Raw genomic sequence first — 22,688 nt, forward strand, 5'->3', positions numbered from 1 at the left:
AGGAGACCATGAATTCCTTCCGAGAAACCACCACGCTCATCGTTGGCGGAACCTCGGGGATCGGACTCGCCGTCGCCCGACTCGTACTCGCGCAGGGCGGAATACCGATCGTCGCAGGGCGCAACCAAGCCAACGTCGACGCCGTAACAGCCGACCTCGGCGGCACCGCACGCGGCGCGGTCGTCGACCTCACCGATCCCGCCTCCATCGCCTCACTCCCCACCCGTACCGGCACCGTCGATCACCTGGTTCTCTCCGCCGCAGCGCTGACCTACGCGCCGTTCCGAGAGCTCTCGATCGACGATGCGCACGCCGTCATGGAGAGCAAGTTCTGGGGCTACTACCGCACCGTGCTCGCATTCGAACCCACACTCCCCGCACACGGATCGGTGACCATGTTCTCCGGTGTCGCCTCGAGCCGTCCGGGAGTAGGCACCGTCGCAGTGACCGCCACCAACTCAGCCGTAGAGGGCCTCGCGCGCTCACTTGCAGTCGAGCTCGCGCCACGTCGCGCGAATGCCGTCGATCCGGGTGTCGTCGACTCTCCGAGCTGGGCGCACTTGAGTGAGTCCGAAAAGCGGGACATGTTCGACAGCACGGCAACGTCACTTCCGGCGGGCCGAGTGGGCACCCCCGAGGATGTCGCAAAAGCAGTGCTTTTTTTGATCGACAACGGGTACACGACCGGCGAGGTACTCACGGTCGACGGCGGCGCACGCCTCGTGTGATGCCCGATCCCTCTTATCCGAAGGAGCAACATGACTACACGATTCGACAAGCAGGTCGCGCTGGTGACCGGTGGGGGTTCCGGCATCGGCGCCGCCACAGCCCGCCGTCTCGCGACAGAGGGTGCCCTGGTGGTGATCACCGGCAGGACAGTTTCGAAGCTCGACGAGATCGTCACCGACGACTTGCCGGGCACTATCGTTTCTCGCCAGCTCGACGTCACCGACTACGACGCCGTACAGGCGCTGATCACCGCAATCGTCGACGAGTTCGGGCGACTGGACCTGGTCGTCAACAGTGCCGGCATCGGACCGTCCGGCACCATCTCCACCACCAGTGCTCAGGACTGGAACGCGATGATCGGGACCGTCTTGACCGGGGCTTTTCACACCGCGAAAGCTGCCATGCCTTTCCTCGAGGCCTCCAGGGGCAACATCGTCAACGTCACCTCCGTGTCCGGTGTCGGCGGCGATTGGGGTGCGGCGAGTTACAACGCGGCCAAGGGCGGACTGACGAACTTCACCCGCGCTCTGGCCCTCGACCACGCACTGGCCGGAGTCCGAGTCAATGCTGTCGCACCCAGCTTCACCGAAACTCCGATGACGGCCGACATGCACGACGACACCGATCTGATGAACCGTTTCATCGACCGCCTTCCACTCGGCCGCGGTGCCGAGCCCGCGGAGGTTGCAGCCGCGATCGCCTTCCTCGCCAGCGCTGACGCGTCCTTCATCACCGGCGCGATCCTGCCGGTCGACGGCGGCCTCGGAGCATCCAATGGCCAGCCGCGCCTCGGCTGAACGCAACCTTCGCCTCATCCACCTAACCAAGGAAATACCATGTCAGACAACTCAACTCCGTTGCGAGGACGAACCGCGCTCATCACCGGTGCGTCCGGAGGAATCGGTGGGGCAATCGCCCATCGCCTCGCTGCGCTCGGTGCCGATCTTTTTCTTGCTCACGGACACCACATCGAGGACGCGAAGAAGGTCGCGACATATGCCGAAAGGCTGGGGCGACGCGTCGAGCTGGCTCCGGGTGACCTGTCGGACCCCACCGTTGCCTCCCAGCTGGTGGACGACGCAAGCGAGGCATTCGGCTCCGTCGATCTGTTGGTAGCCAACGCCGGCATCGGAACGAAGACCGATCTGGCCGACATCGGCCTCTCCCAGTGGAACGAGACATTCGCAGTCAACGTCACCGCCCCTTTCCTTCTCGCCCAGAAGGCACTTCCCTCGATGATCGAGCGGTCCTACGGACGAATCTTGTTCGTCTCGTCGATCGCAGCACTCAACGGCGGCGTAATCGGCGCTCACTACGCTTCGAGCAAGGCCGCACTCCACGGACTGATGCACTCGTTGTCGAAATCTGCTGCACCGCACGGTGTCACAGTCAACACACTGGCTCCCGCACTGATCGGCAACACTCGCATCCTCCCAACCGGTCCAGGCGGAAGCGACAAGCTCCCCATGCCCATCCCCGTCGGTCGGCTCGGTCAGCCCGACGAGGTCGCCGCCATGGCGGCCAGCATGGTGACCAACGCCTACCTCACAGACAAGATCATCACCCTCGACGGCGGACTGCTCCCCCGATGAGCACGCACCTGACCTTCGACTCAGCAACTGCCGCAGCACAAGTGGCACTTGCAAGTGCACTCCGGCTGGGCAAACCCGTAGCGATCACGATCGTCGACACCGGCGGCAACATCGTGCTCCAGCATCGCCACGACGGCGTACATGCCGCAGCCACGAAGGTCAGTGCCGCGAAAGCACGCGCAGCCGCTCTGTTCAACCGGCCGTCCGCCGACATCGAGGCATTGGTCTCGACCGCCGGCCGTCCGGCGCTGCTGGGCCTGCCATCGATGCTCGGCGAAGTGCTCGCCGTACAAGGCGGGCTGCCCATCCACAAGGCGAATCAGGACCGATCACAGCAGTCACTGTTGGGTGCGATCGGAATCTCCGGTGGGTCACCCGACGAGGACGAAGCCATCGCGCAAGCTGCGGTGGACAGCCTGGGACGGGGACACCGTCAGGAAGGGCAGGCTGGCCAATTTGCCAACCCGGCTTAGTCCGGATAACTCGTCACGCCAGAAGTGCTGCTACTGACGGCCGGGCACGTGCCCGGTAACGATCTCACGATCGCCTCCACCGTCGCCGGTTACGCCGGCAACGAGCAGGGATAGGGCGCGCCTCAAGTCCGTTAGCCTTGGGACCACCGTCCACGGCGCAGAACACCGCACCGCACCGGCCGTTACACCTTGACCGCCCGACCTTCGGCGAGCAAGGCTTGCGTTGGACAGCCGCGTACCGCGGACCCGCTGACAAACTGGCCCATCACCGGCCCGTCGCGGGCGCTCAATGACTTTTAGGTTGGACTGGCCTGAGGCACCGCTTCGGGAGCTCGGCGTGCGCTTGCTGCGGCAGCCCCCGGCCGTGTTCGCGGCGTCGCGATGATCGACACTCCCCACTTGGGCTAAGGAGTCTCCTTTCAGGAGCCCGCCGCTGACGGATAAAAATGGCCTATAGATAGGGGTTTTGCCGTGTGGTGCCGGTCGCGTGCACGCAGTATTCGATAAGGCGGGCGCGGAGTGCAGGGCCCATCAGTTCGGCGCGGTCCGCGCTACTCAATCGGGTGAGCAGGCGACGCTTGTATTCGGCCAGTGGTACACCGAATTTGACGAAGACGTCTTCGGGCGGTGCCCCGCCGAACGGCTCCCACATCACGGCGAAATCCACCATGGCATCACCTGACTTCTCCACGGCCATTGTTTTCACCACGCCGCGGCAGTGCCGCTGGCGCTGAGGTCGCTGTCATCAAACACCAGAACACCCGTACCAAGGGCGATTGCCCACAGTAGTGGGTGCGCCCAGTCCCGCCCCGAACGATCGCCTGTGGGCTGGTGAATTACCCTGCGCCAATGCCACACCACCACTCCTCCTGTTCCATGAGTACTTGACTTCAGGCGCGCCAGCGAGGGCACAACCAGTAACCAGTCTCCGGGCTGATTCCGGGGACATTGGCGGGACAACACCACACCTCACCGCTCACGTTCGGGCGTCCCGATGGTCGGCCTGCCCGCGAGCCCTACCCCCTGGAGCCCGTAACGCACCTATGCGTCGGATCACCGAATGCCCCACCGCCATCGACCAATATGTCCAACTCAGATAAGATCCATTGTCCAGTGAACGACTGCAAGTTGCTTTCGCTGAATCAATTGCCTGCCGCCGCCGGCCATGCACAGCTCTCAAATTGAGTCCGATCAAGTGTGACAGGTGCGCACCCCTGGCATCAGGCAATCGTGGCCGGCTGATGCCAGAGGTGGCGTCAGCATCAGTGTTTCTGCAAGGACTGTTCGATTTCTTCGAGGCTCCGGCCTTTGGTTTCGGGCAGTTTGCGCTGCAAGATCACAAAGCTGATGACTCCGAAGACTGCGTACATCCAGAACACGCCGGTGGCTGTCATGGCGCTGATAGCAGTGAGGACGGTCAGAGAAACAAGGAAGTCCAGACCCCAGTGCGTCATGATCCCGAACCCTGCTGCTTTTCCTCGCACTGCTGTGGGGAAGATTTCACTGTTGATCAGCCAGATGGCCACACCGAGGCTGGCGGCGAACGCAGCGATGTAAACGCACAGTCCGATCACCAGAGGCAGTTTGGGGACTTCTTCAGCTCCGTACACCAGGTAAAGGGTTCCGAGGTACGCCAGTGACGCGACAATCGTGCCGATCCCGCCTAGAAGCAAAGGGCGACGTCCGACGCGATCGATGAAGACGAGAGCCAGACCGGTCACCACCATCAGCACGGCACCGATTCCGACCGAGGAGAGGATGGCAGCCGAGTCGCCGAATCCGGACTGCTTGAGCAGCGTCGGCGTGTAGTAGATGACGGCGTTCACTCCTACCAGTTGGCTGGCAGCAGCGACGGTGACGCCAAGAATGACAGCTGGGCGCAGGCGAGGGGACAGAAGATCGCGAAAAGTGAAACGAGCCTCCGCCCTGGATGCTTCTTCGATCTCGGCGAGTTCCTCGATTGCTTCGGCTTCGGTACGCGACCGCATCAGCACAGCTCGCGCTTCATCTCGTCGCCCGTGATTTGCCAGCCATCTCGGGCTTTCAGGCAGGGTGAACAAGCCAAAGAACATTATTGCGGAGGGAATCGCGGCCAGCCCGACCATCCAGCGCCAGTTCTGGGACTCCGCCAACGCATAGCCGACGAGATAGGACACGAATATCCCGGCGGTCAGCATCAGCTGGTTCAACGACACCAGCCATCCACGGCTGGCCTTGGGCGCGATTTCAGCGATGTAGGTGGGGACGACCACCGATGACGCGCCTACCGCGACGCCGAGTGCAACTCGGGCAACGACGAGCATCTCGACTGACATAGCCAACGCGGCGGCTACGGCACCGAGTGCGAATACCGCAGAGGTGAAGAGTAGGGTCAACTTTCGCCCGACTCGGTCAACTAATGGGCTGCCCACCAGTACGCCGCCCATCGCGCCAAGCAGCAGTGACGCCACTACGATCTGCTGCCCGCCCTCGCTCAGACTGAATTCCGGCGTAATGTAAAGTAGAGCTGCGGATATAACGCCGGTGTCGTACCCGAAGAGGAATCCGCCGAGCGCTGCAACGCTGGCTGCGAGTTTGACAACAGAGTTGGGTCCGGAATGCTCCGTCGGGTGAACGGATCCGGTAGATATAGGTTTGGTCATGGTGCTTTCCTTGGGAAGGGCCGTGTGGCCGATGTGGCAAGTGAGCCCGACGGGCGCACTACAGCTGCGTGGTTGTGACTCGTAATTTTCTGGCCCCGGACGTTTGGCTCAACCCAGGTGAAGGGTGCAGAGTCGGTGCCACTTCAGGCGGTCCGCCCCGTCGCGGGGTTGGAGATCAGCTCACGATCGTGAACAGCTGGGCCGGAACGGCGGAGTTGACGATCGACAGCTCGGTCCACGTGAGCAACGTCTGCTTGACGGCCACGTTGGAGAACTCGGCGATGATCCAGAACTCGCCGTCGTTGACGTGGCCGATGATGATGGAGGCGGCCTCGATCGCCATGGCGTTGAGGGTGACGGACATCTTCGAGTAGTCCTGCGCGGTGATGAGTGGTCCGACCACGCCGCCGGTCGCCGACCCCTGAGCCGTGCGCAGTGCACAGCTGATGATCTGGGCGAGCACGATGATCGGCAGTCCCGCGGCGGACGTGTTGTCCGTGAGTGCGGGACCCGCACCGACGACGAGGAGCAGCATTCCCACCGGGCGGACCAATTTGCCGGCGAGAGTGGACAACTCCTGCATTGTCGACCCGCAGCGTATGCCCGGGACGTAGAACGCGATGAGGAGGGCGACCACGGGGGTGCAGAAGAACGTAAGAAGCAGGTTGCCCTCGTCAGGAGGTTGGTGCCGAACGTGGCACCGATGATGAGCACCAGGGGCGCGGCGATGGCGGCTTTCACGATTCTCCTGTTGCTATTGCGGATCAAAGATGAATGGACGCAACGCAATCAGTAGCGGACCGAAAATTGGTCGCCTGAGCGGGAACCGCGTGCTGCGCGCACCGTGAGATACGGATCACCATCGGCGATCGCGGCCAAATTGTCAACTGGCTGTTATGTGTGTCGCAATGCGATAAATCTGGGTCCAGAGTCCGAGAGGTCGCAAAACGCTGCGCGGAGTGCGGTCCTGCGGGTAGAACGCCCCCGCTGCTCGTTCGACGGGCGGTCGACCGATCCGCTGCCCTGGTTCGCAAAATGCGACTACAGCCCGTCGGGACGTGCGACGAAAACCTCGACTAGTTATCGCAGTGCGACAATCAGCTCAGCATATTGACAACTCAGTGCGACGTGCGTCATAGTGATTCAGATCCCAACCTGAACGCTTGACGTCATCGAATCGTCGATTTGCGTTGACGGATAGCAACTTTCGTCGTCGATCAGGTTGGTTTGTCTCGGACCACCGCTGTTCTCACGTGAGGATTGACATGAAACTCGGAATTCTGACAGCTCTCTTCGATTCGCAGCCGCTTGAGGACGTTGCAGATTACGTCTCGGAGCTCGGGTACGAAGCAGTCGAACTGACCACCTGGATGGGATCCGGGCACTTTGATCTCGACCGGGCAAGCTCGGACGCTCAGTACGGCAGGAATTTGAAGAAGATGCTCGCCTCGCGGGGTCTGACCATTTCAGCACTCTCCGATCACCTGTCCGCCCAGCAGGTGCTTCCGCCGAACGACGCCAGCTTCGACGACTGGTCACCCGTGACGGACAAACAGGAGATGTTCGAGTACGGACGCGATCACCTCATCCGCACGGCACGCGCGGCATCTGACCTCGAGATTCCGGTCGTGAATGGCTTCTTCGGCTCCACAGTGTGGGGATCGTGGTACACCTGGCCGCCGAAGCACCTTGAGATCTACAACGCGGGGTGGGATCTGTTCGTGGAGCGGTGGAATCCAATTCTCGACGAGTTCGCCAAGCTGGGCGTGAAGTTCGCTCACGAGACGCACCCCACCGAGATTGCTTACAACATCACCACCGCTCAGATGGCCGTCGACAAGCTCGACCGTGACGACTGGGGCTTCAATTTCGACCCCAGCCACTTCATCTGGCAGCAGATCGATCCGGTGATCTTCGTCAAGACTTTCGGTGACCGAATCTTGCACGTGCACGCGAAGGACTTCGAGGTCCAGGAGGACGAGATCCGCCGCGACGGTGTGCTATCGACCGGATCGTGGCGCAACCCCCGCCGCGCGGCCCGCTATCGGGTTGTCGGTTGGGGTCAGGTGCCGTGGAAGCGCATCATTACTGCTTTGCTCGAGGTGGGGTACGACTACGTGATGTCCTACGAGCACGAGGACCCGGTCATGAGTGAGCGCGACGGTGCGGAGAAGGCAGCGGCGTACCTGCGGCCGCTCATCGTCAAGGAGCCGATGGATCCGGAAGCGAAGCATTTCTGGCTGGTGTGACATCGGTCCAGCAAATACCCCGCCCTCTGCTGCACAACGATTTCGGAGTTATTGACTATGAGTTCCCCTTCTTTCTTCACCCAGGGCGACAAGAGGTCCGAGGCGACCGACATCCCTACCGCCGGCGTCGGAATGCTCGGGTACGCGTTCATGGGCAGGGCACACACCAACGCCTACAAAAAGATCGCGTACACCTTCTGGCCGCCGCCGATGAACGTCGAACTTGTTCACATCGCTGGCCGCAACGAAGAAGGTGTGGAGGAAGCCGCCAGACGCTACGGCTATTCCAAGCACACGACGGACTGGCGGGACATCGTCAACGACCCCGACGTGTTGATCTTCGACAACGGCGGCCCTAACGACCAGCACCTCGAGCCTACGATCGCCGCTGCGCAGGCCGGAAAACACGTTATTTGCGAAAAACCACTGGGGCGCACCGCAGAGGAAGCGTTCGCGGTGTGGTCCGGGGTGGCAGAGACCGGAGTGAAGGCCATGACCGCCTTCAACTACCGCTTCTTCCCCGCCATCCGACTTGTCAAAGAAATGCTTGAGGACGGAACCCTGGGAGAGGTGCGACATTTCCGTGCCCGATACCACCAGGAATGGCTTGTCGATCCACAAGCACCGACATCATGGCGTCTGAACAAGGAGACCGCCGGCTCCGGTGCGCTCGGCGACCTCGGCGCACACATCATCGATCTCGCCCGATACCTAGTCGGGGAGCCCAGCACCATCTCGGCCAACACCGTGACTTTCACCCAGGAACGACCCGGCGGCACCGTCGACGTCGACGACGCCTTCGACGCAGTCCTGCAGTTCGAAGGTGGTGCCCTGGGAACCCTCGAGGCCACGCGAGTGGCGCCGGGGCGCAAGAACCACATGCGCTTCGAGATCAGCACTACCAAAGGCACGGTCATCTTCGACCAGGAGCGGATGAACGAACTCGAGCTACACCTGGCCGGCACTACACCGGGTGACAGGGCCCAAGGATTTCGGACAGTGCTCGTATCGGAGACCTATCATCCCTACTGGGAAAACTGGTGGCCGCACGGACACATGATCGGGTGGGAGGACAGTTTCGTTCACGAGATGGAACACCTGCTTTCGGCCATCAGGAACGACACCCCGATCGGTCCGCATGGTGCCACGCTTGAGGACGGATACCGCTGCGCAGAGGTCGCTGATGCGATCCTGCGGGCAGCACAAACAGGCGAACGCCAGACGATCAGCTACCGGGAGTTACCGCGATGACCGAACCATTGCGTGCCGTTGTTACCGGAGCCTCCGGTGGCATCGGGCGAGCACTCGCACTGCATCTCGCCGCACGAGGAGCAAGCGTCGCGGGCACCTTCCGTGGCGACGACGACGCCCGCGAAGCTTTTGCCAGCGAGATTCGCGATGCAGGCGGGCGGGCGCTGCTGCGTAGTGTGGACGTCAGCGATCGAGCCGCGGTGGTCGCCTTCGGTAACGAGGCAGCCGACGCCTTCGGCGGTATCGACTTCTGGGTCAACAATGCAGCCCGGCTGATGGTCAAACCGTTTCTAGAGACCACGGAGGATGACTGGTCATCTCTCTTCTCGATCAACTTCCTCGGCTACGTGTGGGGGTGTCAGGTCGCCGCTCAGCACATGACTCGTCAGCAGTCGGGCAGCATCGTCAACGTCAGCTCCGTCGTGTTCGAGCAGCCGCCCACCGATCTATCCGCATATGTCAGCGCCAAGGGAGCGGTGACCGGTCTGACCCGCGCGTTGGCCGTCGAACTCGGTCCGGCCGGGATCGTTGTGAACGCGGTATCGCCGGGTGCCACCGACACCCCTCTCAACGATGCCGCCTGGACAGATGCAGTACGTGAGAATTACCTCAAGCGCATTCCCGCCCGCCGGATCGGGTCACCCGAGGAAGTTGCTGCCGCCGTCGCGCTGCTCGCCGACCCAGGTGCCCGCTACGTCACGGGGCAGGTCATTCGTGCCGACGGAGGTCTCGTGCTAGACGGAAGCGTGGGTCATGAACAGACACCCTGACCCCGCCAAGGACGTCGGAACGGTCACGGGGGCGCAGGCGTGGCTGTGCGCGCTGCCACTGCCGGTTCCGCTGAACCTCGGAGCAATCTCGTACACGACTCGCGATTACGTTGTTCTACGCCTGACGACAAGTGATGGGTACACCGGATATGCCGTCGGATACACCCGCGGGACACCTCTTCTCGAAGCCACCAGGGTCATATGCGGTCACCTCGGCGATCTCCCGGCATGCCCGGAAGCTACCCACACGGCACTCAAGAAACGCCTGGCCCCAGGCTGGGCTGCCTTCGCCCGAGCAGCGTCCTTGGTAGACATCGCGCTCTGGGACATCCACGCCCAGCGACAAGGCCTGCCGCTGACCGCAGTCCTCGGGTCCGGTACTGCTGATGCACCGTTGATGGCGGTCGCCGGTTACTTCTCCGACAACCGCACCGTCGCCGAACTCGTCGAGGAGACACTGCGTTTCGTCGACGACGGATACACCACCCTGAAACTGATCCTCCCAGGCCACGACCACCGCGCCGATCTGCACCTGCTCGACACGATGCGGGCAGCGCACCCCGATCACATCTCCATCGCGGTGGATTTTCACGGTGCCTTCGACTCCGTGCCCGATGCGATGTCCTACTGCGAGGACATTCACCAGCGTGGTGTTCGCTTCATCGAAGACCCCTTCCCCAGCCTGGACTGGCACAACGTCGCCGACTTCACGTCCCGTTCGCCGACCCCGGTTGCGTCGGGCGAGGACCTGGTCAACCTCACCGGGTTCGACGATCTGCTGGGTGCCGGCGTGCGATACCTGCGCGTCGACGTCACCGCGAGCGGCGGTTACACCACCGGACTGGCCGCCCTGCAGGCTGCGGAACGTCACTCCGCCCACGTCGCACCCCACGTCTGGCCGCACTTTCACGCGCCGTTGGCCGCAGCATCGTCGTCGGTCGCGACGATCGAAGTCATACCCGACCATGTCGGTGCGGACCCCCTGTGGCACCTGCTCAGCGAACCAGCGCCCATCCATGGTGGAACCTGGCTCACCCCCACTGCGCCGGGCCTGGCGCTTCCTCTCGACATGGACGCGGTGTCCTTCCACGCCGTCGACTCCTGGTCGTCACCGAACCATCTCGACCCCGCACCCGTCACCGCCGGAGGTCCCGCATGACGATCACCCACATCAGTTCCGAGAAGATCGCGGACGGATTCTCCTTCCTCGAAGCACCTCGCTGGTTCGAAGGCAGCCTGTTCCTGTCCGATTTCTACACCCACCGCGTGCTACGCCTACGCGGCGACGACATCGAGGAAGTGTGCCACGTCCCCGGACAACCCTCCGGCCTGGGATTCATGCCCAACGGCCGACTCAGAGTCGTCTCTATGCTCACCCGCTCGCTGCTGGAATGGACCGGTAACGGGTTCGACACGGTCGCCGACCTGTCCAGCCTGCTCAACGGCACCGCCAACGACATGGTGATCGACTCCCGCGGTAACGCCTATATCGGATGTTTCGGCGACGACGAACCAGGCGAGGACGCGATCGCACCAACCGTCATCGTCCGCGTCGGTGCCGACGGGTCGACCCGCGTCGCCGCCGATGGACTGAACTTTCCGAACGGGATGGCACTGACCGACAACGAGACCGTGCTGCTGGTCGCCGAGACCTTCGCCAACCGCATCACGGCTTTCGACATCTCCTCTTCCGGTGACTTGAGCGGGCGCCGAGAGTGGGCTCGGTTCGGCAACGAGTCCGACCACTGGAACACAGGCGTCGGCGTCGACGCACTGGACGTTCTTCCCGACGGACTCGCGGCGGATCGAGCGGGCGGTCTGTGGGTCGCGGACGCGTCCGGTCACGGCATCGCACGGATCCGCGAACACGGCGACGTCACAGACTTCGTCGACACCGGTGACCTTGCCGTCTACTCCGCATGCATCGGCGGCGACGACGGTACGACGCTCTACCTTTGCTGCGCACCACCTTTCGGAACAGACGACCCCACGGTGTCCCGCAACGCCGCACTCCTGCGGGCCGAGATCGGCGCACCTGCAGTGGTGCCGACGGCTCGCCCCCGCTCCGCGCAGCCGGTCGGAACCGCATGATCCACCTCGGCAACGACCACATCGAGATCGAGCTCGAACCCGAACACGGCGCGCAGATCCTGTCGATCACCGCAGCGGGTTCGACCGCCAACGCACTCGCTCACTACAACTGGCGCTCACCGACACGCGCACGTGACGGCCATCGCTACGGTGACAGCGGCACCGACTGGTTGAGCGACTACCGCGGCGGCTGGCAGGAACTGTTCCCAAACAGCGGAGCAGAATCCTCCGTGAACGGCATCGCCACCCCGTTTCACGGCGAAGCCTCCGTGTCGGAATGGGACGTACTCGAGCGGACCTCCACCAGCTGTAGCCTGCAGGTGGGTGCCCGGACCCCGCTGACTCTCACGCGATCGATGCGACTCGACGACGCCTCTCCATGCCTGTTTCTGGAAGAGACTGTGGTCAACGACGGTACCGAGCCAGCGGACTTCGTCTGGGGCCATCACCCCGTGGTTCCCACCTTCGACGGGAGCAGAATCGATCTCCCGGCCTGCACAGTCGATGTCGAACCCACCGCCCCCGGCGGACTCGACGGCCGCGGTGGCAGCTGGCCACACGTTCCCGGTTCCAGCGGCACAACCGTCGACCTCAGTGTCGTCAACGCCGAGCCCGAACACCGCCTGACCTACCAACACGCGCTCGCCGAAGGATGGGTCGCCTACCGGCCCCCGGCTGCGAAGAACACTCCCGGCATCGCTATGGCGTGGGACCTCGAGACGTGGCCGGCGCTGTGGTTGTGGACTCTGACCCGCACCAATGAATTCCCGTGGTTCGGCCGAGCCAGCATGATGGGCGTCGAACCCAACCGCGCTTGGCCGTTCGACGGACTGGACGGAGCGCGCACGCGCGGACAACAGCTGCGACTCGATCCAGGCGCGGTACAGACGAGTTGGCTGACGCTGCGACTGCTCACCGACCAATTCGATGTTCCCGTCAGTTTCGTCGGTCGTGACGGAACGCTTACTCGAACGATCACGGACACCCCATCGGGCACCTGACAGACCTGCGACAACGTCTAGCAGCTACATCGCAGGCCCACACGAATTCGACCGAAGGAGAGACAACCTCATGTCCGAGATGCGAGCGCTCGTTCTGGCTGAAATAGGGCGAGTCGCACTCAAGTCCAAGCCCATTCCTGTCCCCGGCCCCAACGATGCCGTCGTGCGGACGACTGCGGCGATGATCTGTACGTCGGATGTGCACACCGTCGGCGGCGGCATTACCGTTTCCGACGGGCGCACACTCGGTCACGAGTCGGTGGGTGTCGTCCACGCCATTGGATCCGAGGTCGACAATATCGAAGTCGGTCAGCGCGTTGCAGTTTCGGCCATCACTCCGTGCTTCGAGTGCGACGCGTGCCAGACCGGGCACAGTTCGCATTGCCAAGGAATGCTGGGCGGCTACCGTGCGACCGGTGCCAGAGACGGCAATATGGCTGAGTACTTCCTTGTCAACAATGCACGGGGCAACCTGACCCCGATCCCGGACGCGGTTACCGACGAGCAGGCCGTCTACGTCACGGACATGCTCACCACCGGCTTGATGGGCGCCGAAAATTGCGAGCTGCAGCTCGGTGAGACCGTCGCAATCATCGGCGGTGGACCAGTCGGCCTTTCCGCCACCATCGGTGCACGCCTGCTTGGCGCCGGCCGAATCATCGTGGTCGAATCCGTACCGGCACGGCAGGACCTCGCCCGCAAGTTCGGCGCCGACGAAATCGTCGACTACACCCTCGGCGACACCGTGGATCAGATCCTCGCGCTTACCGACGGGGCAGGCGTCGATGCGGCTGTCGAAGCGCTCGGCACCAAGGAGACCTTCGATGCGGCCTTCCGCATCCTCAAACCGCGAGGTCGGCTTTCCAACGTCGGCTATCACGAAGGATCCGACCCTCTCCCGATCGACATCGCAGCTTTCGGACTCGGTCACGGGGACCAGAAGATCCGCGGCGGTCTGTGTCCTGGAGGCAACGAGCGACTCTCGCGCATCCTTCGACTGATCGAAGGTGGACGTATCGACCCGACACCGATGACGACGCACCGCTTTCCCTTCGAAGCTGCCGAGGAGGCCTTCGACGTAATGCGACACAAGAAGGATGGCGTCATCAAACCCCTCATCACCTTCTGACCCATGATCGAAGTAACTGGGACCGGTACTGGAGCCGAAGCTTGTGCCGCAGTGCTCGAACACGCTCTGACGATGCGATGATGTAGCCATGGTCGAGCGCCGTAGTCCGTATATCGCTTCAGTGAGCAAGGCCTTCACTGTGCTGTCTACCGTCGCGTCGAGAGAGTCGGTGTCGGCCAAGCATGTTGCCGAGACCCTCGGTTCGCCGTTGCCGACCACGTACCACATGCTTAACACGTTGGTTGCGGAAGGTGCCTTGGTGAAGAGCGGTTCGCGCGGATACCGGCTCGGGCCCACCATCGGCATGCTCTCCGATGCATACCTGGAGCAGGGCGAACCGGTCGCGATGCTGGAGGGTTCACTCAAGGAACTGGCGGACGTCACCGGCGAGACCGCATACGTCAGTGCCTGGCACAACGGGGAGATCGAGGTAGTGGCGACGGCGGAGGGGTCTCATGCGGTGCGTGTGATGCAACTGCAGCGTGGCGCGCACGGCTACGCCCACGCGCGGGCGTCGGGAAAGCTGCTGCTTGCTTTCGCGCGCCCCGGTCTGCGTGAGCAGTATCTTCGCGAACACCCACTCGAACGCCGAACCAAGACCACCATCGTTGAACCCGACTGCCTGCAGGCAGATTTCGATGCCATCCGCGAGCGGGGATATTCCACGGATCTCGAAGAATTCTCCGAGGACGTATCCTGCATCGCAGTCCCCGTTCTCGTCGGCGACCGCATCATCGCCGCACTCACCGTCTCGTGCCCTACCAGCCGTTTCGAGCGGTCCCGCGACACTCTGGTCACCACCGCCTTGGGTATAGCTCGTTCGGCCGAGCGAGCTCTGCTCGACGATTGATTGAGCAAGCTCTGCTCGACGATTGATTGTGCGGCCGGTGTCGAGCCGTCGATGCTCGGCGACGCCTGACGTGCTCCGGTGCCTAGTGCCTAGTGCCTGCGCCTGGTGGTGGCGTCCATGGAAATGGCTGCGTCCGCGCCTCTGTAGATTATTATCGCATTGCGATACTTGACTCCATAGTGTTGAAAGATCTAGTGTCGAAGGTGACGGTCGACACGAGTTGTCCGGTAGCCAACCTGTTCATGGCCCGTGGCTCGCCGAAATTTGACACACCTCGCTCGGCGCTTGCAGCCGAGACCCGTTGTCACTCATCCCAAGGAGCTAACCAGTGCCCACCGACACCTTCTCCCCCGCCGCCGCGTACCGCGGTATGGCCCTCATCCGCCGGTTCGAGGAGCAAATTCTCGATCTCGGCAGGGAAGGGCTGATCGCCGGCTCGATCCACCTGTGTCTCGGCCAAGAAGCGATCCCTGTCGGAACACTGGCGGCCCTTCAGCCGCAGGATCGAGTCCTGTCCACCTACCGCGGACACGGGTGGGCGTTGGCCTGCGGTAGCAATCCGACAGCGCTGATGGCCGAAATCGCACAGCGCGGTGCCGGAGTTAACGGTGGGCGCGCTGGATCTCCTTTGCTTAGCGATCCCGACCACGGCTTCCTTGGCGAAAACTCCATCGTGGGTGCCGGAGTCCCGATTGCCGCCGGTGTCGCGCTCGCCTCGCAATTTCAGGGAACGGACCGCGTCGTGGTCACGTCTATCGGTGACGGTGCGATGAACCAGGGGTCCACCACCGAGGGAATGATCTTCGCAGCAGCCCGGAAACTGCCGGTGATCTTTCTCTGCGAGAACAACGGCTGGGCCGAAATGACGCCCACCGCCGCCGTCACGCGCGGCGAAGACTTGATCGACCGCGGTAAGGGCCTGCACATCGACAGTCGGGTAGTCGACGGTGGCGACCCATTTGCCGTGCAGGAGGCCGTGGCCTCTGCGGCCGCGGCATGCCGTCGCGGCGAGGGACCCGTTCTACTGGAATGCAAGACGGTCCGACTCTCCGGTCACTACAACAAGGACGTCCAGCACTACCGCCCAAAGGAGGACTCGGAAGCGGCGCGTGCCGGTGACCCGCTGGCCCTGCTGGTGCACTCAGCAGTCAAGAAGGGGTCGTTGTCCGAAGACGAGATCGACGCGATCGACGAAGATGTCTACACCACGATCGACCAGATAGCTGACAAGGTGCGGCAGATGCCCGAGCCCACCACCGACGACGTCACCGAACACGTCTACGCACCCGCCGAGACCTCCGACGATGCGATCAGCGATGCGCCGGATGAGCCGACGAAGGAGCTCACCTACCTGCGCGCGATCAATTTGGCGCTGCGCACGGAGATGGTGAGCCGCCCCGAGGTGGCGATCTGGGGTGAAGACGTCGGCTTCGCCGGCGGCATCTTCGGAGTCACCCGAGGACTGCACAAGGAGTTCGGTGACACGCGTATCTTCGATACCCCGATCGCCGAGGCGGCGATTCTCGGCGCCGCCGTCGGTGCGGCGATGGAGGGCATGCGGCCGGTCGTGGAGATCATGTGGGCAGACTTCGTCTTCGTTGCGCTCGATCAGATCATCAATCAGGCCGCGAACGTTCGCTACGTCAACCGGTCGCGGTTGTCCGCACCGTTGACCATCCGCATGCAGCAGGGTGTGACACCAGGTTCGTGCGCGCAGCACTCCCAGTCCATCGAAGCCATCCTGGCGCATATCCCCGGCATCAAGGTGGGACTTCCCGCCACAGCCCAGGACGCGTACTCGATGACCCGTGCCGCGATCGGCGACCCCGATCCCACCGTGCTGATCGAACACCGGTCGCTGTACCAGGAATCCGGATCGGTTACCGCGGGCGGACGCGTCGAAGCGGCTGCCGGGGCACGGACTCACCGGACGGGGGCAGATGTCGCGATCATCACGTGGGGCGCGATGCTCGGAGCCGCGCTGACCGCAGCCGAGAACCTCGCCGTTGACGGCATCGAGGCAACCGTGCTGGACCTGCGGTGGCTGCGTCCCCTCGACGACGACGCGATCGCCCGCGTCGTCTCAGCGACCAGCGGCCGCGTACTCGTCGTGCACGAGGCAAACGTCAGTGGCGGATTCGGCGCAGAGGTATCGGCCCGCATCACCGAACGCCATTTCGGAACTCTCCGCGGCCCCGTCCATCGGATCGGGCTCGACGAACTCAGGATGCCCTCCGCGCCCGCCCTCCAGGCGGCCGTTCTCCCCGGCGCGGCGGACATCGAGGACGCAGCCCGCAAGCTCGCGTCTCTCACTCCAGCCTGATGGGCCGACAATGAGCATCTCCGACTCGGCCGAGTTCCTGGTCACCATCGACTTCACCGTTCCCACGGACATGGGTGAACCTGACCTCGACGCCTTGCGACGAGCAGAGGCGCAGCGAGCCAGTGAGCTGAGCGAGTCCGGTCACCTCGTGCGCCTGTGGCGCATTCCGGGGCGATGGGCGAACTGGGGACTGTGGCGCGCGGCCAACCGCACGGAACTCGATGAGATCCTGGCAAGCCTACCGTTGTTTCCCCTGGCGACCATCGCTGTATACGCCACCGAGACGCATCCGAACGACCCACTGCGGGGCTTCTTTAACCAGCCACCCACGAACGAAGGACGGCAGACATGGCCGCAATCTCAGTGACCCTGCCTAACCTCGGCGAGAGCGTCACCGAAGGAACCATCACCCGGTGGCTCAAAGCCGAGGGTGACCTCGTGGAGAAGGACGAACCACTTCTCGAGGTCGCCACGGACAAAGTCGACACGGAAGTACCCTCCCCGGTAGCAGGGCGCATCACCACGCTCGCGGCAGCCGAGGACGACGTCATCGCAGTCGGCAGCGAGATCGCAGTCATCGACGACGTCCAGCCTCATGCGACGCCCACCGAGGACTCGGTCGGCACGGTCGACGCCACCGACAACCTACCGCGCGACGTCTCCGGCGACCCTCTCCGCGAGACGGGAGACGATGGCTCCCGTCCCGAGCCGGTGTCGACCCCTACGACAACATCCGGCGACGACGAGGATGCTCCCGAGCCCGCGAAGGTGATGCAACTACCCGACACGTCGAGATACCTCACACCTCTTGTTCGGCGCCTGGCCGCGGAACTCGACGTCGATCTGAGCCAAGTGCAGGCCACAGGTCTCGGCGGCCGGATACGCAAGAGTGACCTACTCGCTCACGTCGCCAAGCGCACCGACGAGGCCGCCACGCCGCTCGCCGAAATGCCCACCGAGGTGCAGTACACCACCGACTACATCAGCCCACTAGTGAGTATCGTGGCCGAACGCACCGGGCGTGACTTGTCCGAAGTGACCGGAACCGGCCACAGGGGGCGCATTCGCTTGTCCGACATCGCGGCGGGCAATGCCCGCCCCACGTCGGTGCCGCAGTCGCGCACCGAGAAACTGACCCGACTGCGCAGCGTCATTGCTTCAAGGATGGTCGAGTCCCTGCGTGTTTCTGCCCAGTTGACCACGGTCGTCGAGGCGGACGTCACCGATCTTGCCGCGCTGCGATCACGACTGAAGGACGACTTCCTAGCACGCGTTGGGACCAAACTGACATTCACGCCGTTCTTCGCCGCCGCCGCCGTAGACTCGATCAGTGAATTCCCCGTGATCAATGCGTCCATCGACACCGACGCCGGGACCGTCACCTACCATCCCGAAGTCCATCTCGCCCTCGCAGTTGACACTGACCGAGGACTTCTCGCGCCCGTCATCACCGGGGCATCGAGCCTCGACATCGAACAATTGGCAGTACAGACCGCCGACGTCGCCGGCCGCACGACGGATAACACCATCGGTGCCGATGAACTGACCGGTGGAACCTTCACGTTGACCAACACCGGATCGCGCGGTGCGCTATTCGACACACCAATCATCAATCAGCCCCAGGTCGCGATCCTGGGCGCGGGCGCAGTCGTGGAACGACCGCGAGTCGTCACCGATGAGTACGACTACAAGACCGTGGAGATCAGGTCGGTGGTCTACCTCGCGCTGACCTACGATCATCGACTGATCGACGGAGCCACTGCAGCGTTGTACCTCGGCGCGGTCAAGAAGCGACTCGAAGCATGCGAATTCGACGTGTTGCCGGTCCCCACTGCCTAAGGGGGCGGAACCGATGTCGATGTCTCGCGATGCATAAGACCCTCTTCACCAAGGTGCTGTTCGATTGCATTGCGATAAAGATGTCAGGAGTGCGACAATTTGGCCATGGCAAAGCGGAGTCCGCACATCGCCTCGGTGTCGCGTGCGTTCACGGTGGTGACCATGATCGCCGACAGTGCCGCCCCGCTTTCAGCGAAGGATCTCGCTGCCGCCGTTGGCACCCCGCTACCGACCATGTATCACATGATCAACACACTGTTGGCGGAAAATGTGTTGCTGCGCACGGGGATAGGCGGGTACCGGCTCGGACCACGACTAGGAGTCCTCTCCGATGCCTACCTCGAACAGGGCGAGCCAGTGGCCCTGCTTGAGACAGCGTTGAAAGAACTGGCCGGTGCTACGGGCGAAACCGCCTATGTCAGCGCGTGGCGCAACGGTGAAATCGAAGTCGTGACTACGGCCGAGGGTCGCCATGCGGTACGCGTAACGCAACTCCAACGGGGAGCTCACGGTCAGGCACACGCCAGAGCCTCGGGCAAGGTACTGCTGGCCTACGCACGCCCCGGTCTGCGTGCGCAATACCTACGCGAACACCCCCTCGACGCGCTCACCGAGCACACCATCATCGACGCAGCCGAGCTGTACGAAGACTTCGAGACAATTCGGGTACGCGGATACGCCACCGATCTCGAGGAATTCACCCAGGACGTGTCGTGCATCGCGGTGCCGGTCTTGATCAACGGACGCATCATCGCCGCCTTCACAATCTCCAGTCCCACCTCCAGGTTCGAACGACATCGAGAAGAAATGATCGCGGTGGCACTTGAAACGGCTGACGCAGCTCGGCGGTTGCTCGTCAGCGAGGCGGCTGCGGGCTAGATGTCGTCGGCCCACACAAAAGCGCCGACGTCGGACCGAGGATCGTGGTGCGGTAAAGCGTTGGATGAGCGGCGTGCACCAAGAACTCGCGACCGACTCCGCAGGTTTCGGGTGGGGGCAATGTCACCAAAGAGGCGGCTCACCGATGTCATTGACAACGTTCGGGCTCATTCCGGATCTCGACGAAGCGCTCCGGGCGTACTCCAGCTCCGACAGCACACCGGGCGACATGGTGTCGTGTTAGCAATTCAATACCGCCCGATTGAACCCCCGTCGCAAGTTCTGCGTCCACGTGCCGCAGGGATGCTCGGATACAGGCATTCCGTCGCCTCCCAATAGCGATCGTCGACAACCAGTTTGGGTTCTACCCCACCACCAACGACTTCTACCTGCTTCGACTATTGCAACAGGACGGATGCAAAGCGGTATAGGCAACCTCGCAAACCACTGCCATGGGCTTTTTGGCTGCCGTCTCGGACGATCTCCCCGGTTGTCCCGGCTCCGAGGGATCCGTTTCGAGAACCCGACTAGTGTGGTATTCGCGAGTTAGTCATTCCCGAGTCCGAGGAGAGGACTGCTACTTCCGATGCTGCTGACAACATGCCCCCGGCGGTCGAGGCTGATCACAGCTTTGTCGATGTGGCGTGCAGCCGGGGACAGTAGGAAGTGAATCAACTCGACAATCTCCGAGTCGTCGACGGAATCCAAGTCGGACTGGCTGAATCCCCACCCCGTGTAGCGCAGTGATGCGATGTTACAGATAGCTTGAGTGTTGACTGACCTGATCCCCCCTGAACTTACGAAGCCCTGCAGCACACTTTCGCCCACAGTATTAAGCATCGATCCTTGCCCATAGAGTGCGCTCGACGGGTGTGCAAGGAAAACGATTGTCGCGTATTTGTGAGTAGCTTTCGCAGCGAGAGCAACACGTTCTGCCGCTGATATCGCCTGGTATACGCGATTGAGATGCATACGCCAGTCGTCAGCTGTTAAGTCTTCAAATCGCAGGCGAACGAGTGGCCCGGCCGCAATTACCCCTACCTCTTGACCGCGAGCTCGCATGTCGTCGACCAGCGACTCCTCAAGAGCACAGTCGAGGCCTGGTGTGAGGCCATGCGTCGTCAAGGGCACCGGAGTGATCCCGGCAATTGTCTCGCCGATTCAGCAGTGCGCGTGGGCACGCCAATCACGTCGTCTTGTTGCCGGACGATGCGCGAGGTCGGTTCGGAGATACTTAACGCGCCGGAGAGGCCTCCTAGTCGTGGTCCGAGCCGGTACCCGCCTATCCCCGTGCGCAGCAACACATTTTCCGCCAACAGTGTGTTGATCATGTGATACATGGTCGGTAGCGGGGTGCCAACGGCGGCAGCGAGATCCTTCGCTGAAAGCGGGGCGGGACTGTCGGCGATCATGGTCACCACCGTGAACGCACGCGACACCGAGGCTATGTGCGGACTCCGCTTTGCCATGGCCAAATTGTCGCACTCCTGACATCTTTATCGCAATGCAATCTCGCAGCACATTCGTGAAGAGGTATAAAGCGGCCTTCAGCAGCGACAATACGGTCGTGCACCCAAGGCCAGGCTTAGGTCAGGGGCGGAGCGTGGGATCGAATACGGACTTGAGTCCTTGACCGCGACGTAAGGCCTCGAACACCTCTTCCCACTCGTGTAGCGACACGACACGACCCACCAGAACGTCCAAGGACACGTCTCCTTGGCGGAGTAACTCCACGGCGCGGTCCCACGACTTCGGGGTGGATGCGAATCCGGACGTGACCGTCAGTTCCTTATATAGCACGGTGTCGAAATCGATCGACACCGCGCGTCCGAAGATTCCCACTGACACGTAGTTGCCGTACCGCTTTGCAGCCCGTAGCGCTGCATTCGCCCCTCCAGCGCTGCCGGAACATTCGATGACCACATCGAAGGCTTCGACTTCGGGTACCTGTGTGGTGGTGCTTATCCCCAAGCCCTCCGCGATGTCGAGTCGAGGCCGATCCGACTCCAGCCCGCTGATGACGACGCGCCCTCCTGACGCGCGGGCCACCTGAGCGGACAGTAGTCCCATAGCTCCGGGGCCGGTGACGAGTACACGATCGCCGGTGTTGACGATGGCCGGATCCAGCAGGCAGTGGCACACGCACGCCAAAGGCTCTGTCAGCGCAGCTGCGTGAATGTCCACCGTGTCCGGAATCTCATGCAGATTTATTACGGGAATCAACATGAAGTCGGCGAAGCCGCCATCTCGGAACGATCCGATGGACTTCCGGTCGGCGCAGAGGTTTCCCCTGCCTGCGCGACACTGCACGCATTTCCCGCAGGTGGAGAAGTACGTCTCGACGGCTACCCTACGTCCGACCCAGCTCGAATCAAGCTCATCACCAACCGCTTCCACGACACCGGCGATCTCGTGCCCCATCGTCACCGGCGGAGCACTAGCGTATTCATCGTCCTGAATATGCAGATCGGTACCGCACACACCGGCCGCGCGAACCCTCACCAGGGCCTGCCCCGACCGGGGAGCCGGGACCTCCTTCTGCACCAACCCGACACCGTCAGACCCGGTACGCAACTTCGCCAGAGCGGTCACAGTCCTCGTGTCGAGAGCTTGCGCGAGATCAGATGTCCGTAGCGGGCCGTTCTCAGTCATATCAGTTGGTCCTCGGTTTCGTGTGTGCGATCAGTGTTGTCTGCGCGGGTTCGGTTGATTCAACGCCGTCAAGAGTGTTGCGCGGAGCGGCATCGGCTACTCCGGGGCACGTCGCAGAGTTGGGCAGTTATAGGCGATGTCGGTACTTGGCATGGCGTGATGATCTTTTAGGCAACTCGAATCGTACTATCGCATTGCTGATTACACCATGGCATTGC

The 22,688-nt window shown here is 62.7% G+C and carries 21 protein-coding genes; 16 read left to right on the plus strand and 5 right to left on the minus strand.

All coding sequences use genetic code 11. The features are described from left to right. Positions 1–8 precede the first annotated feature (8 nt). Genes H292_RS0110045 through H292_RS27005 form a run of 4 tightly spaced genes read left to right on the plus strand, consistent with a single transcriptional unit; the run spans position 9 to position 2,794 of the window. The gene (locus H292_RS0110045) at positions 9–728 is read left to right on the plus strand and encodes an SDR family oxidoreductase (protein ID WP_027498724.1); all 720 of its coding nucleotides are present in this window, start codon (positions 9–11) and stop codon (positions 726–728) included. 30 nt (positions 729–758) lie between these two features. Continuing rightward, the gene (locus H292_RS0110050) at positions 759–1,526 is read left to right on the plus strand and encodes an SDR family NAD(P)-dependent oxidoreductase (RefSeq protein WP_020111318.1); all 768 of its coding nucleotides are present in this window, start codon (positions 759–761) and stop codon (positions 1,524–1,526) included. Between the two features lie 39 nt (positions 1,527–1,565). Then, the gene (locus H292_RS0110055; RefSeq protein WP_020111319.1) at positions 1,566–2,321 is read left to right on the plus strand and encodes an SDR family NAD(P)-dependent oxidoreductase; all 756 of its coding nucleotides are present in this window, start codon (positions 1,566–1,568) and stop codon (positions 2,319–2,321) included. After that, positions 2,318–2,794, plus strand: coding sequence for a GlcG/HbpS family heme-binding protein (locus tag H292_RS27005; RefSeq protein ID WP_020111320.1), 477 nt, complete (start codon positions 2,318–2,320; stop codon positions 2,792–2,794). The genes H292_RS0110055 and H292_RS27005 overlap by 4 nt, the downstream gene beginning before the upstream one ends. 451 nt (positions 2,795–3,245) lie before the next feature. On the opposite strand, the gene H292_RS27010 is transcribed toward H292_RS27005, so the two are convergent. From H292_RS27010 to H292_RS0110080, 3 genes are all read right to left on the minus strand, one after another. Further along, positions 3,246–3,491 (minus strand): hypothetical protein, encoded by a 246-nt coding sequence (locus tag H292_RS27010; protein ID WP_020111322.1) that lies wholly within the window; start codon positions 3,489–3,491, stop codon positions 3,246–3,248. Between the two features lie 565 nt (positions 3,492–4,056). Next, the gene (locus H292_RS0110075; RefSeq protein WP_155949783.1) at positions 4,057–5,436 is read right to left on the minus strand and encodes a sugar porter family MFS transporter; all 1,380 of its coding nucleotides are present in this window, start codon (positions 5,434–5,436) and stop codon (positions 4,057–4,059) included. Positions 5,437–5,611: 175 nt separating this feature from the next. After that, positions 5,612–6,019 (minus strand): GntP family permease, encoded by a 408-nt coding sequence (locus tag H292_RS0110080; RefSeq protein WP_231383810.1) that lies wholly within the window; start codon positions 6,017–6,019, stop codon positions 5,612–5,614. Positions 6,020–6,701: 682 nt separating this feature from the next. Between H292_RS0110080 and H292_RS0110090 the strand changes: the two genes are divergently transcribed. From H292_RS0110090 to H292_RS27040, 12 genes are all read left to right on the plus strand, one after another. After that, positions 6,702–7,685, plus strand: coding sequence for a sugar phosphate isomerase/epimerase family protein (locus H292_RS0110090; protein WP_020111326.1), 984 nt, complete (start codon positions 6,702–6,704; stop codon positions 7,683–7,685). Between the two features lie 132 nt (positions 7,686–7,817). Next, positions 7,818–8,936: a Gfo/Idh/MocA family protein gene (locus H292_RS0110095; protein ID WP_231383805.1), complete on the plus strand. Its 1,119-nt coding sequence runs from the start codon at positions 7,818–7,820 to the stop codon at positions 8,934–8,936. Continuing rightward, a complete protein-coding gene (locus H292_RS0110100) occupies positions 8,933–9,706 on the plus strand; it encodes an SDR family NAD(P)-dependent oxidoreductase (protein WP_020111328.1) in 774 nt (257 codons plus the stop codon). The genes H292_RS0110095 and H292_RS0110100 overlap by 4 nt, the downstream gene beginning before the upstream one ends. Next, a complete protein-coding gene (locus H292_RS27015) occupies positions 9,690–10,865 on the plus strand; it encodes a mandelate racemase/muconate lactonizing enzyme family protein (protein WP_020111329.1) in 1,176 nt (391 codons plus the stop codon). The genes H292_RS0110100 and H292_RS27015 overlap by 17 nt, the downstream gene beginning before the upstream one ends. Next, positions 10,862–11,797 (plus strand): SMP-30/gluconolactonase/LRE family protein, encoded by a 936-nt coding sequence (locus H292_RS27020; protein WP_020111330.1) that lies wholly within the window; start codon positions 10,862–10,864, stop codon positions 11,795–11,797. Before H292_RS27015 ends, H292_RS27020 begins: the two co-directional genes overlap by 4 nt. Beyond that, positions 11,794–12,798, plus strand: a complete 1,005-nt coding sequence (locus H292_RS27685) for a hypothetical protein (protein WP_020111331.1) — start codon at positions 11,794–11,796, stop codon at positions 12,796–12,798. The genes H292_RS27020 and H292_RS27685 overlap by 4 nt, the downstream gene beginning before the upstream one ends. 70 nt (positions 12,799–12,868) lie before the next feature. Further along, a complete protein-coding gene (locus H292_RS0110120) occupies positions 12,869–13,927 on the plus strand; it encodes an NAD(P)-dependent alcohol dehydrogenase (RefSeq protein WP_020111332.1) in 1,059 nt (352 codons plus the stop codon). An 88-nt stretch (positions 13,928–14,015) separates the two neighbouring features. Continuing rightward, on the plus strand, positions 14,016–14,777 hold the full coding sequence (locus tag H292_RS27030; protein WP_051127739.1) for an IclR family transcriptional regulator: 762 nt from the start codon (positions 14,016–14,018) through the stop codon (positions 14,775–14,777). Between the two features lie 328 nt (positions 14,778–15,105). After that, on the plus strand, positions 15,106–17,100 hold the full coding sequence (locus H292_RS0110130; protein ID WP_020111334.1) for an alpha-ketoacid dehydrogenase subunit alpha/beta: 1,995 nt from the start codon (positions 15,106–15,108) through the stop codon (positions 17,098–17,100). 10 nt (positions 17,101–17,110) lie between these two features. Next, positions 17,111–17,467 carry a muconolactone Delta-isomerase family protein gene (locus H292_RS0110135; RefSeq protein ID WP_020111335.1) on the plus strand — a complete coding sequence of 119 codons (357 nt, stop codon included), beginning with the start codon at positions 17,111–17,113 and terminating at the stop codon, positions 17,465–17,467. Next, complete coding sequence (locus tag H292_RS27035) at positions 17,449–18,939, plus strand: 2-oxo acid dehydrogenase subunit E2 (protein WP_037188186.1); 1,491 nt, start codon at positions 17,449–17,451, stop codon at positions 18,937–18,939. Before H292_RS0110135 ends, H292_RS27035 begins: the two co-directional genes overlap by 19 nt. Before the next feature lie 105 nt (positions 18,940–19,044). Beyond that, on the plus strand, positions 19,045–19,818 hold the full coding sequence (locus H292_RS27040; RefSeq protein WP_231383807.1) for an IclR family transcriptional regulator: 774 nt from the start codon (positions 19,045–19,047) through the stop codon (positions 19,816–19,818). A gap of 1,121 nt (positions 19,819–20,939) precedes the next feature. Here the strand turns inward: H292_RS27040 and H292_RS28565 are convergent. After that, positions 20,940–21,287, minus strand: a complete 348-nt coding sequence (locus H292_RS28565; protein ID WP_269210582.1) for a helix-turn-helix domain-containing protein — start codon at positions 21,285–21,287, stop codon at positions 20,940–20,942. 121 nt (positions 21,288–21,408) lie between these two features. Continuing rightward, a complete protein-coding gene (locus H292_RS28735) occupies positions 21,409–22,470 on the minus strand; it encodes an alcohol dehydrogenase catalytic domain-containing protein (protein ID WP_155949785.1) in 1,062 nt (353 codons plus the stop codon). Between the last annotated feature and the right edge of the window lie 218 nt (positions 22,471–22,688).

The sequence above is a fragment of the Rhodococcus sp. 114MFTsu3.1 genome, from assembly GCF_000383555.1.
In the GTDB taxonomy this organism is placed as follows: domain Bacteria; phylum Actinomycetota; class Actinomycetes; order Mycobacteriales; family Mycobacteriaceae; genus Rhodococcoides; species Rhodococcoides fascians_E.

Excerpts from the sequence above, each read along its gene's own strand:
- H292_RS0110045 (WP_027498724.1), top strand. The coding sequence starts at position 9 with ATGAATTCCTTCCGAGAAACCACCACGCTCATCGTTGGCGGAACCTCG.
- H292_RS0110050 (WP_020111318.1), top strand. The coding sequence starts at position 759 with ATGACTACACGATTCGACAAGCAGGTCGCGCTGGTGACCGGTGGGGGT.
- H292_RS0110055 (WP_020111319.1), top strand. The coding sequence starts at position 1,566 with ATGTCAGACAACTCAACTCCGTTGCGAGGACGAACCGCGCTCATCACC.
- H292_RS27005 (WP_020111320.1), top strand. The coding sequence starts at position 2,318 with ATGAGCACGCACCTGACCTTCGACTCAGCAACTGCCGCAGCACAAGTG.
- H292_RS27010 (WP_020111322.1), bottom strand. The coding sequence starts at position 3,491 with ATGGCCGTGGAGAAGTCAGGTGATGCCATGGTGGATTTCGCCGTGATG.
- H292_RS0110075 (WP_155949783.1), bottom strand. The coding sequence starts at position 5,436 with ATGACCAAACCTATATCTACCGGATCCGTTCACCCGACGGAGCATTCC.
- H292_RS0110080 (WP_231383810.1), bottom strand. The coding sequence starts at position 6,019 with ATGCAGGAGTTGTCCACTCTCGCCGGCAAATTGGTCCGCCCGGTGGGA.
- H292_RS0110090 (WP_020111326.1), top strand. The coding sequence starts at position 6,702 with ATGAAACTCGGAATTCTGACAGCTCTCTTCGATTCGCAGCCGCTTGAG.
- H292_RS0110095 (WP_231383805.1), top strand. The coding sequence starts at position 7,818 with ATGCTCGGGTACGCGTTCATGGGCAGGGCACACACCAACGCCTACAAA.
- H292_RS0110100 (WP_020111328.1), top strand. The coding sequence starts at position 8,933 with ATGACCGAACCATTGCGTGCCGTTGTTACCGGAGCCTCCGGTGGCATC.
- H292_RS27015 (WP_020111329.1), top strand. The coding sequence starts at position 9,690 with ATGAACAGACACCCTGACCCCGCCAAGGACGTCGGAACGGTCACGGGG.
- H292_RS27020 (WP_020111330.1), top strand. The coding sequence starts at position 10,862 with ATGACGATCACCCACATCAGTTCCGAGAAGATCGCGGACGGATTCTCC.
- H292_RS27685 (WP_020111331.1), top strand. The coding sequence starts at position 11,794 with ATGATCCACCTCGGCAACGACCACATCGAGATCGAGCTCGAACCCGAA.
- H292_RS0110120 (WP_020111332.1), top strand. The coding sequence starts at position 12,869 with ATGTCCGAGATGCGAGCGCTCGTTCTGGCTGAAATAGGGCGAGTCGCA.
- H292_RS27030 (WP_051127739.1), top strand. The coding sequence starts at position 14,016 with ATGGTCGAGCGCCGTAGTCCGTATATCGCTTCAGTGAGCAAGGCCTTC.
- H292_RS0110135 (WP_020111335.1), top strand. The coding sequence starts at position 17,111 with ATGAGCATCTCCGACTCGGCCGAGTTCCTGGTCACCATCGACTTCACC.
- H292_RS27035 (WP_037188186.1), top strand. The coding sequence starts at position 17,449 with ATGGCCGCAATCTCAGTGACCCTGCCTAACCTCGGCGAGAGCGTCACC.
- H292_RS27040 (WP_231383807.1), top strand. The coding sequence starts at position 19,045 with ATGGCAAAGCGGAGTCCGCACATCGCCTCGGTGTCGCGTGCGTTCACG.
- H292_RS28565 (WP_269210582.1), bottom strand. The coding sequence starts at position 21,287 with ATGGCAAAGCGGAGTCCGCACATAGCCTCGGTGTCGCGTGCGTTCACG.
- H292_RS28735 (WP_155949785.1), bottom strand. The coding sequence starts at position 22,470 with ATGACTGAGAACGGCCCGCTACGGACATCTGATCTCGCGCAAGCTCTC.